This window comes from Streptomyces amritsarensis (assembly GCF_001953875.1).
In the GTDB taxonomy this organism is placed as follows: domain Bacteria; phylum Actinomycetota; class Actinomycetes; order Streptomycetales; family Streptomycetaceae; genus Streptomyces; species Streptomyces amritsarensis.
The window spans coordinates 1-10,386 of the sequence record NZ_MQUR01000157.1 but is presented as its reverse complement, the minus strand read 5'-3'; the positions used below and the strand labels follow the sequence as shown (position 1 = coordinate 10,386).

The window sequence follows — 10,386 nt, the reverse complement described above, 5'->3', positions numbered from 1 at the left end:
GGCACAACGCCACGCACGTCATACGCCTTGACGATGTTCGAAAGATCTGCGGCCACTGCCTGCCCTCCTGAGGTTCTGTGCGGTCCGGCAAAACCTACCCTGAACCGGCAGCTGTCCCGCAGATGACCCGGGCGTCAGGAATCGGGCGATCTGAGGACGCGCAGGTGTCCACGGCGGGTCTCGCCGGTGGTCTGGCCGCCCTTGCCGGATCCGCCGGGGCCGGGCGCGCGGCCCGGCGGGCGCGCGGCTTCGCGGACGGCGTTGGCCAGGGCTTCGAGGTCGTCGCCGCTGGGGCGCGACGGACCGGACCCGTCGGACAGACGGACGACCTCCCAGCCCCGCGGGGCTGTCAGGCGCTCCGAGTGCTCGGCGCACAGGTCGTAGCAGTGGGGTTCGGCGTATGTGGCGAGCGGGCCGAGAACTGCGGTCGAATCGGCGTAGACGTACGTCAGTGTCGCGACGGCAGGGCGGCCGCACGCGGTGCGCGAACAGCGACGTACAAGGCTCACGACGTTGGACGGTACCGCACTCTTGACCGGGCCGCGACGACTCCACCGCTGCTCACTCCCCCGTGTCGTGCGCGGAGCTACCCTGCGGGGGTGACGGACACCCCTCTGCCCCCCTGCCCCGCCGAGCCTCCCGCGGGGGCCCCCGTCGAGCCCAGAACGCGCCGGCGGGACCGGCACGGGCGCGGGATGCGCGGTCCGCTGGCCCCGCCGCAGGTGCCCCTGGCGGCGAGCCGGGCCGAGCTGTTCGGGGATCTCGTACGGGACTCCGTGGAGCGGCTGGAGCGGCGCTGGCCGCAGCTGTCCGACGTGGAGTTCCTGGTCGGCGACGTGCCGGGGCCGCCGGGCGGGGCGGACGGCGGCTGGAACGACGAGGCGGTGCCGCTCGGTGCGGTGTCGGAGCCCCGGCAGGGGCGGCCGGCCCGGATCGTGGTGTTCCGGCGGCCGGTGGAGATCCGCACCAAGACCCGCGACGAGAAGGCGATGCTGGTCCACGAGATCGTCGTGGAGCAGGTGGCGGAGCTGCTCGGGCTCACTCCGGAGACGGTGGACCCCCGCTACGGCCAGGACTGACCGACCGGTCCGGACGCGGCGGGGGCCCGGCGGTCACCTGGTCAGGACGGAGAGGTCCTGGACGGCCTGGGGGACGGACACCGTGGAGTGGTCGTCGGAGAGGCCCTGGACGGTGAACATCGGGATGCCGTCGTTCGGGAGGGACAGGGTGCGGGCCGCGTGGACCGGGCCGCCCGAGAGGGTCTCGACGGTGAGGGCGTAGGAGCCCTTCCCGCCGGCGGGTGCCAGGGTCAGGGTCTGTGTGGTGCCCGCCTTGATCGTGACCTCCTGGGAGGCCGGCTCACCGCCGCCGGTGCCCGGGGACGCCGTCACCTTGACCTTCGCCTCGGCGCTCGGCGCGGTCAGGGACAGCACGGTGGTGTTCTCCTCGGGCCGGTTGTCGGCGACGGTCGCCCGGGCCCCGACGGGCCGGGTGGCCGGGACGAAGCCGAGTTCCTGCTTGGCGCCGCTGCCGCGGACCACGCGTACCGCCGCGACCAGCGGGGCGGTCTTCTTGGCGTCCGCCGGGGTGAGCAGCAGCGAGCCGGGCTCGCCGCGGGTCAGGTCCTTGAGGTCCACGACCGCCGTCATGCCCGCCTTGACGTGCAGCTGCTCGCTGCCGGCCGGGCTGATGGCGCCGCCCGGTCCGGCCAGCCGCACCTTCACGTCCGCGTCCTCCTCGCCGGGTACGAAGGCGACCAGCCGGACGGAGGCGGCGTCCGCCGGGATGCCGGGCAGGACCAGTGAGCCCGCCGGGTCGGTGGAGGCGGGCAGCCAGTCGGCGCCCACGTTCTCCTCGGCGACCTGCACGGAGGCGCCGACCCGGCCCGCGCGGGTCGTCACGTGCGCGGTGGCGTCGGCGAGCTGGGTGGCCGGGAGCAGCGAGGACAGCAGGACGGTCTTGGTGGATTTGGCGTCGACCCGGATGTTCTCGGCGGCGCCCGCGTCGGGCTTGGCCAGGCCGTCGGGCCCGAAGAGCGCGATGTCGACGATGGCGGCCGCGTCGTCGGGGTTGGTGAGGTGGACGTAGTCCTCGCGCCCCTTGGCGGTGCTGACCCCGGGGAACCAGAAGTCGGTGCCGGGCTCGGTGCAGCCCACGCCGAGCACGCCCCGGGCCCGGCCGACCGAGACCTTGGTGGTCAGCTGCGCCGTCCAGCCGGGGGCGAGGACGCCGTCGGCGCTGCCGGTGAGGGCGGGGGCGTCGGCCCCGTTGGCGGTGGCTCCGACGGGCTTGCCGGGCTCCTTGGGCTCCAGGACGGGTTTGGCGTCCTTGGTGGCGCCGAGCAGCCGGGCCGAGCCCTTGCCCTCCCCGGCGGGGGCGCCCGGGGTGAACGAGGTGTACGTGGTCTCGGCGATGTCCGAGGAGCTCGGCCCCGGGCACACCAGCAGGGACCGCTCCACCGGCATGCGGGCCGAGGCGGCCGCCTTGCCGTCGGGGGCGCCGCCCGCGGGGGCGGGCGCGGTGAGGGCGGCCACGCCGGTGAGGGCGGCCAGTGCCGCCGTCACGGCCGCCAGCGTCAGGGGTGCGCGCTGCTTCACTGCTGGGGGCTCCCGTCAGGACGCGGGTCGTGCTGGGCGTGGACGTCGTGGTGCGGGTACGGCTCGTAGGGCTCGTACGGGTAGGGGTACTGCTGCTGGTCCTGGTGGTGGGCCGGCTGGTGCTGCTGCGGGTACGGGGTGTCGTAGGCCGCGCCGCCCTGCTGCTGGCCGTACCCGGGGTACTGCTCGTACGGGTACTGCTCCTGGGGCTGCTGCGGCTGCTGCGGGTGTTGGGGCTGCTGCGGCTGCTGCGGCTCGTAGGCGTAGCCGCCCTGGTCCGGGTAGGCCTGGTAGGCGTACGCGTCCTCGCCGTACACCGGCTGCGCGGGGATCTGGGCGTACGGGTCGGCGGCGACCGCGGTCTCCACGGGTCCGGGGGCGGCGTCTGCCTCGGCCTCGGCTCGGAGCCTGCGGGCGCGGCGGCCCTCGCCGGGCTCTCCCGGGCCGGGGCGGGCCGCGGGCGCGGCCTCCTCCTCGGGCAGGTCGTCGTCGAGTTCGGCGCGCCGCCCGGGCAGGGCCATCACCAGCAGGATGAGCGCGAGCAGGCCCTGGGTCCAGTTCCAGGCGGTCCGCAGCAGGGAGGGTTCGTGGACGAGGTCGAGGCGGCCTCCGCCGGCGGGGAGTTCGAAGCCCTGGGCCCAGCCGTCGAGGGTCTTGGGCTTGAGCGGCTTGCCGTCGACGGTGGCCTGCCAGCCCTCGTCGGCCCGGTCGGCGATGCGCAGGACGCGGCCCGCCTCGCCGGCGGGGATCTTGCCGTGGACCTCCACGGGGCCGGCGGCGACCGGGATCGGTGCCTCGCCCTGCTGGGCGGAGACGATCACGGCGCGCGGCAGCCAGGGCTCGACGCCCCACAGCGCGGTGCCGTCCTGCTGGTGGCGCCGGCTCAGGCCGGGGGTGGCGTCGAGGACGCGGCGGATGTCCTCGGGCCCGCCGGGGCGGAACATCACGAAGCGGATGGCGTAGGCGCTGAGCTGGCTGGACTGGTCGGCGCCGGAGCCGGCGACGAGGTTGGAGACGACCTTGTCGAGCCGGGGGTCGTCTCCGGTCCGGGCGGTGATCTCGGCGTCGCCGAGGCGGCCGCCGGGGCCGCGGACGAGGCTGTAGGAGACCGTGCCGGGCGCGGCGAGGTCGAGGAGCAGGGTGCGGGTCTGGTTGTCGTCGCCGCCGGCGTCGGCGACGAAGGCCGGTACCTGCACCGGGTCGCGGCGCTGGAGCGGGCCGTCGGCGCCGGCGACCATCCAGGTGGCCGCGGCGATCAGCGGGCCCGCGGCGGCCGCGAGGGCGATGAGTGCGGCCAGCGGCTGGCGCCAGCCGAAGTTGCGGGCGGCGACGCGGTCCTTGGCGCCGTCCGCGCCGACCATGGCGGCGGCGAGGAGGGCGATTCCGTAGACGAGGGTGGCCGGTCCGGCCCAGGCGGTGCGGTTGGCGAGGACCGCGAGGAGGAGGGCGGCCAGGGCGGTGGCCCAGGCGGTGCGGACGGCGAACTGCCGGTCGGTGCGGAGCAGGGCGGCCAGTGCGGCCAGGACGATGCCGGCGAGGAGCAGGCGGGCGCCGGTGCCGGGGCCGCCGGGGCTGATGCCGAGCAGGTCCAGTGCGCCCGCGGAGCCCGCTCCGAAGGGCACTCCGGCCTCCTGGAGGAAGCGGCCGGGGTGCGTGAGCAGGCCCAGCGACCAGGGGGCGAGGACGACGAGCGGGACGGCGAGGGTGGCGAGCAGGCGCAGGCCGTACGTCTTCCACCGGTCGCGGCGCGAGACGAGCGCGGCGGCGCCGAGGAGGGCGGCGAGCGGCCAGACGATCGGGGTGAAGGCGGTGGCCAGCGTCAGCAGGAGCGTGTACGTCCACACCGCGCGCCAGCCGCCGCGCTGCTCGCCGGCGGCCGGCTCGCCGAGGCCGAAGGCGGCGACGGCGGAGCGGGCGATGAGGGGGAGCACGACGGCGAGGACCGCGGTGCCGAGGCGGCCGCCGGCGAGGGCGCCGGTGACGGCGGGCAGGAAGGCGTAGGCGGTGGCGGCCCAGGCGCGCAGCAGCCGGGATTCGACGAGGGGGCGGGAGGCGAAGTAGGCGGTGAGCCCGGCCAGCGGGACGGATCCGACGAGCAGGAGGGTCAGGGCGGCCTGGGTGGAGCCGAGGAGCAGGGTGGAGAAGGCGCCGAGGGCGGCCAGGTAGGGCGGGGCGGAGGCGGTGGAGCCGGTCCCCACGGGGTGCCAGCCGTCGGTGTGGATGCTCCACAGGTCCAGGCCGCCGGCGGGGGCGGGCAGCAGGGCGCCGCCCATCAGGGAGCCGCCGCCGATCAGGGCGCGGCAGGCCGCGAGGGAGACCAGGAGGAGGAGTCCGAAGAGGAAGGGTGCGGGGTTGCGCGCGATCCGCTTGAGGCGTGCGAAGCGCTCGGTCTCCTGGTAGTCGCCGTCCTCGCCGGGTGCGTTCAGGATGCTGGCGCCGCCGTGCCGGCCGGCGGGGGCGGAATCGGTGCCGCGGTCGCCGCCGAAGTAGGCGGCGAGCTGGTCGGCGTTGGCCCGTAGGGAGGCTCCCGGCGGGGGGAAGAGCTGGCGCAGTTCGGAGGCGGGCACGGCGGGGCGGCGGCGGGCCTTGCGGGCGGCGAGGAGGCGGCCGGGGCGCAGCAGGGTGGCGAGGAGGCCGGTGATCTCGTCGACGGCCTGGCCGGGGGCCTTGCCGATGAGGTAGGCGAGGGTGCGCAGCACGGTGCCGAACAGGACGCGCAGCAGGACGTAGGGCAGGGCGCGGCCCGAGCTGTTGGCGAGGATCGTGTAGACGGCGCCGGCCTTGTCGACGCGGTGCGGGCCGGCGGTGGTGCGGCCGGCGCAGTCGACGGTGCGGCGTTCGCGGGCGGCGGCCTCGGCGTGGCGCATGACGGCGTCGGGGGCGACGAGGACGGTGTGGCCGGCGCTCTGGGCGCGCCAGCACAGGTCGACGTCGTCGCGCATGAGGGGCAGGCGCCGGTCGAAGCCGCCGAGTTCGTCGTAGACGTCGCGGCGCACGAGCATGCCGGCGGTGGAGACGGACAGGACGGGGCGGACCTGGTCGTGCTGGCCCTGGTCCTGTTCGCGGCGGTCGAGGCCGGTCCAGCGGCGGCCGCTGCGGGTGATGGTGACACCGGCTTCGAGGAGCTGCTTCTTGTCGTACCAGCCGCGGAGTTTGGGGCCGATGATCGCGGCGTCGGGGTTGTCGTCGGCGACGCGGAGCAGTTCGGTGAGGGCGTCGGGTTCGGGGGCGCTGTCGTCGTGGAGGAGCCAGAGCCACTGGACGGGTTCGCCGTGGGGCAGGTCGGGGAGGTCGTAGGCGTCGTCGCGCCAGGTGCGGCTGACGGGGTCCCAGCCGCTGGGGCGCTTGAGGTACGGGAGGTCCTCGGGGGTCAGGGTGCCGGCGGTGCGGGCGGATTCGTCGACGGCGGTGCCGAATCCGGTGCGGCGGGCCAGGTGCAGGACGTGGTCGTCACCGAGCGCTTCGGTGAGCAGCCGCGCGGACTCGTCGGCGCTGCCGGTGTCGGCGGCGACGTGGTTCTGCGCGGGGCGTTCCTGGCCGAGGAGGCCGGCGAGCGTCCGGGGCAGCCAGCGGGCGCCGTCGTGGGCGACGAGGACCGCGGTGACGACGTGCCGGGGGAACTCGGGTGTGACGGGGGCCTGGTAGGAGGCCGTCGACTGGCTGTGCAGGGACATCGCGGTACGGGCCCTCCGGCCGGGGGTCCGGGGGTGGTGTGCCCTCGGAGGCTGCTGGACAGCGCCCCACCCTAACGGCTGCCAAAGCAGCGGTCCGCCTCCTGCGGGGAAGGTGCAGGAGGCGGACCGTGTGCGGTGCTCTTCGTCCGGCTGCGCGTCACGCTCGACGCCGTGCCCGGATGTTCGGATATGTCGTGCGGGGCGCTGCGGGCGCCGGGCCGGTGGTGCTCCGGCGGTGTCAGACGGCTGCCTTTTTCAGGCGGCGGCGCTCACGCTCGGACAGGCCGCCCCAGATGCCGAATCGCTCGTCGTTGGCGAGGGCGTACTCGAGGCATTCGGAGCGGACCTCACAGGCGAGGCAGACCTTCTTGGCCTCGCGGGTGGAGCCGCCCTTCTCGGGAAAGAAGGATTCGGGGTCGGTCTGGGCGCACAGGGCGCGCTCCTGCCATCCGAGCTCCTCGTCCGCTTCCTCGACCAGCAGTTCCTGAAACAGCTCGGTCATGTGCGCCCCTCGCTCTGTTGGTGCGTCCCCGTGGTCACGTCGTCACTCATTGCTACGTAACGACACGAGTGAAATTACAAGTGCGTGGCTCCGGGGCAGTCAAGCCGGGATCTGCTATCGGGCCCCTTATTCACTCTGCGGAACCAAGCCTATGCAGAAAGTGTTCATATCGCCAAAAATCGTGACACATGCCATCGGCGTCATCAGATGTCACCTTCATCCGTAATCCACGCGCCACCCGGAAGCGGGGTTGCGGCCCGCGCCGAAGAGCGGCGTAGATCACATTCAGGTCACGACATGGCGAGATCAGGTTTGAGCCCCGGCGCAGCGCCACCTCCCCCGCCGCAGACTGCACAAACCTTTCTCCGCACACAGTAACCGGATGAGGTGAAACTTTTCCCCCAAACCGGACATTGGGTTGACAGCCGGACCCCGGACCCGTTCTCCTTGTTCGCATGTCAGCGCCCGCAGCCGCCACCCGGACCCCCATTCGTGGGTTCCTGTGCGCTGCCCAGGTTCGCTGTTGCTGTTGCTGCTGTTGATGCTCGTGGAGCCTCGGCTCCCCAGAGCTCCGGCCCTCCCCCACAGCGACCGCCAGCACGACTGACATCCGTCGAGGTACCCCCCGATGAACAGCACCACCACCAGCGCCGCCACCGCCGCTCCCGCCGCCGCGACCACGACCCCGACCGTCGAGAGCGACCTGCAGATCGCCGGCGACATCCTCGCCGTCCAGCACCTCCTCCAGCCCGCCCGCGAACACCCGGCCACCGTCGCCGAGTTCGTCGGCCTCGCCCGCTCCATCGCCGAGGACCGCGCCTCCTGGGAGCACCTCGTCCAGTACGACGCCACCACCCGCTGGTACCACCGGCTGCGCACCGGCCCCGGCTACGAGGTCTGGCTGCTCAGCTGGGTCCCCGGCCAGGGCAGCGGCCTCCACGACCACGGCGCCTCCTCCGGCGTCCTGACGGTCCTGGAGGGCGAGCTCACCGAGCACACCTCTCGCGGACGGCTCACCCACCGGGCGGGCGGCCAGCGCGTCTTCGCCCCCGGCTACGCCCACGAGGTCGTCAACGACACCCTCGACGGCGCGGTCAGCCTGCACGTCTACTTCCCCGGACTGACCCAGATGCCGATGCACAGCTGCTCCCCGGCCGAATCCGAGTCCGTCCCCGCCTGAGCCCGATGGGCCTGCGAGACTTCGGTGCATGCGCATTGTTGTTCTGGCCGGCGGTATAGGCGGCGCCCGGTTCCTTCGCGGACTCAAGTCGGCGGTGCCCGACGCGGACATCACTGTCATCGGCAACACCGGTGACGACATTCACCTCTTCGGGCTCAAGGTCTGCCCCGACCTGGACACGGTGATGTACACCCTCGGCGGTGGCATCAACGAGGACCAGGGCTGGGGCCGCACCGACGAGTCCTTCACCGTCAAGGAGGAACTCGCCGCCTACGGGGTCGGACCCACCTGGTTCGGCCTCGGGGACCGCGACTTCGCCACCCACATCGTCCGCACGCAGATGCTCGGCGCGGGCTACCCGCTCAGCGCCGTCACCGAAGCCCTCTGCGACCGCTGGCAGCCCGGCGTGCGGCTGCTGCCCATGTCCGACGACCGGGTCGAGACCCACATCGCGATCACCGAGGCCGGCACCGGTGAGCGCCGCGTCATCCACTTCCAGGAGTACTGGGTCCGGCTGCGCGCCTCGGTGGACGCGGAGGCCGTCGTACCCGTGGGTGCCGAGCAGGCCAAGCCCGCGCCCGGCGTGCTGGAGGCCATCGCCGCCGCCGACGTGATCGTCTTCCCGCCGTCCAACCCCGTGGTGTCGGTCGGCACGATCCTCGCCGTGCCCGGCATCCGGGAGGCCATCGCCGCCGCCGACGCCCCCGTCGTGGGCCTGTCCCCCATCGTCGGCGGCGCACCCGTGCGCGGGATGGCCGACAAGGTGCTCGCCGCGGTGGGCGTGGAGTCCACGGCCGCCGCGGTCGCCCTGCACTACGGGACCGAGCTCCTCGACGGCTGGCTCGTCGACACCTCCGACGCCGACGCCGTCGCCGTGGTGGAGGCCGCCGGCATCACCTGCCGTGCGGTGCCGCTGATGATGACCGACCCGGAGGCCACCGCCGAGATGGCCCGCGCCGCCCTGGACCTGGCGGAGGCCTCCCGGTGACGGCGGCCCCCTCGTACGAGGTGCGGGCCGTCGACGGGATACCGGAGGTCAGGCCGGGCGACGACCTGGCCAAGCTGATCACGACGGCCGCGCCCGATCTGCGCGACGGTGACGTCCTGCTCGTCACCTCGAAGATCGTCTCCAAGGCCGAGGGCCGGATCGTGCGGGCGGACTCGCGCGAAGCCGCCATCGACGCGGAGACCGTACGGGTGGTCGCGCGCCGGGGCCCCCTGCGCATCGTCGAGAACCGGCAGGGCCTGGTGATGGCCGCGGCCGGCGTGGACGCCTCCAACACCGCGCCCGGCACGGTGCTGTTGCTGCCCGAAGACCCCGACGCCTCGGCGGCCGCGATCCGCGCCGGGGTGCGCGACGCGCTCTGTGTGGACGTGGGCGTGGTCGTGACGGACACGTTCGGGCGGCCGTGGCGCAACGGGTTGACGGACGTGGCCATCGGCTCGGCCGGCGTGCGGGTCCTGGACGACCTGCGGGGCGCCACCGACGCCCACGGCAATCCGCTCAGCGCGACGGTGGTGGCGACGGCGGACGAGCTCGCCGCCGCCGGCGACCTGGTCAAGGGCAAGGCGGCCGGCCTGCCGGTGGCCGTCGTACGCGGACTGGCACACGTCCTGGCCGAGGGCGCGACGGCACGGGACCTGGTGCGCCCGCCGGCCGACGACATGTTCCGGCTGGGCACCTCGGAGGCGGTGCGCGAGGCCGTCACGCAGCGCCGTACCGTACGGGCCTTCACGGCGGAGCCGGTGGACCCGGGCGCGGTGCGGCGGGCGGTGGCGGCGGCCGTGACCGCCCCGGCTCCGCACCACACGACGCCGTGGCGGTTCGTGCTGCTGGAGTCCGAGGCCTCGCGGCTGCGGCTGCTGGACGCGATGCGGGACGCGTGGATCGCCGACCTGCGCTCGGACGGCAAGCCCGAGGAGTCCATCGCGAAGCGGGTACGGCGCGGGGACGTGCTGCGGGCCGCCCCCTACCTGGTGGTGCCGTGCCTGGTGACGGACGGGGCGCACCACTACGGGCACGCCCGGCGGGACACCGCGGAGCGGGAGATGTTCGTGGTCGCCATGGGCGCGGGCGTGCAGAACCTGCTGGTCGCGCTGGCCGGTGAGCGGCTGGGCTCGGCGTGGGTGTCCTCGACCATGTTCTGCCGGGACGTGGTGCGCGAGGTGCTGGAGCTGCCGCAGGACTGGGACCCGATGGGGACGGTGGCGGTGGGCCACCCGGCGGCGGCCCCTCCGCGGCGGCCGGGTCGCTCGGCGGAGGACTTCATCCAGGTGCGCTGACCCCCCGGCCGCCTGCGCCAAGCCCGCGGACCGAAACCGGGGCCGCCACGGCGCGGCCGGGCCGGGGGCGGGGCCGGGCCGGGGATGCCGCACGCCGCGGCAGGGCCGCACGCCGCAGGCGGGGCCGGGCCGCACGCACGCCGCAGGCGG

At 74.4% G+C, this 10,386-nt stretch carries 8 protein-coding genes; 4 read left to right on the top strand and 4 right to left on the bottom strand.

From position 1 onward, the window contains the following. Positions 1-134 precede the first annotated feature (134 nt). Complete coding sequence (locus AVW11_RS34415; protein WP_030846662.1) at positions 135-509, bottom strand: DUF3499 domain-containing protein; 375 nt, start codon at positions 507-509, stop codon at positions 135-137. A gap of 90 nt (positions 510-599) precedes the next feature. Between AVW11_RS34415 and AVW11_RS34410 the strand changes: the two genes are divergently transcribed. After that, positions 600-1,079, top strand: a complete 480-nt coding sequence (locus AVW11_RS34410) for a metallopeptidase family protein (protein ID WP_381784297.1) — start codon at positions 600-602, stop codon at positions 1,077-1,079. Between the two features lie 33 nt (positions 1,080-1,112). Here AVW11_RS34410 and AVW11_RS34405 read toward each other — a convergent pair whose 3' ends face one another. The 3 genes from AVW11_RS34405 to AVW11_RS34395 all read right to left on the bottom strand — a co-directional run bounded on the left by AVW11_RS34405 (position 1,113) and on the right by AVW11_RS34395 (position 6,773). Continuing rightward, entirely contained in the window at positions 1,113-2,597 is a 1,485-nt protein-coding gene (locus tag AVW11_RS34405) for a DUF5719 family protein (protein WP_030846656.1), read from the bottom strand. Further along, entirely contained in the window at positions 2,594-6,271 is a 3,678-nt protein-coding gene (locus tag AVW11_RS34400) for a glycosyltransferase family 2 protein (RefSeq protein ID WP_076046983.1), read from the bottom strand. The genes AVW11_RS34405 and AVW11_RS34400 overlap by 4 nt, the downstream gene beginning before the upstream one ends. 238 nt (positions 6,272-6,509) lie before the next feature. After that, on the bottom strand, positions 6,510-6,773 hold the full coding sequence (locus AVW11_RS34395; protein WP_003983763.1) for a WhiB family transcriptional regulator: 264 nt from the start codon (positions 6,771-6,773) through the stop codon (positions 6,510-6,512). Between the two features lie 628 nt (positions 6,774-7,401). Here AVW11_RS34395 and AVW11_RS34385 point away from each other — a divergent pair. From AVW11_RS34385 to AVW11_RS34375, 3 genes are read left to right on the top strand one after another with little or no spacing between them, the layout of a single operon-like run. Further along, on the top strand, positions 7,402-7,953 hold the full coding sequence (locus tag AVW11_RS34385; RefSeq protein ID WP_079070915.1) for a cysteine dioxygenase: 552 nt from the start codon (positions 7,402-7,404) through the stop codon (positions 7,951-7,953). 28 nt (positions 7,954-7,981) lie between these two features. Next, complete coding sequence (cofD, locus tag AVW11_RS34380; RefSeq protein ID WP_060181164.1) at positions 7,982-8,941, top strand: 2-phospho-L-lactate transferase; 960 nt, start codon at positions 7,982-7,984, stop codon at positions 8,939-8,941. Further along, positions 8,938-10,236 (top strand): coenzyme F420-0:L-glutamate ligase, encoded by a 1,299-nt coding sequence (locus AVW11_RS34375; RefSeq protein ID WP_076046981.1) that lies wholly within the window; start codon positions 8,938-8,940, stop codon positions 10,234-10,236. The genes cofD and AVW11_RS34375 overlap by 4 nt, the downstream gene beginning before the upstream one ends. Positions 10,237-10,386: the final 150 nt, after the last annotated feature.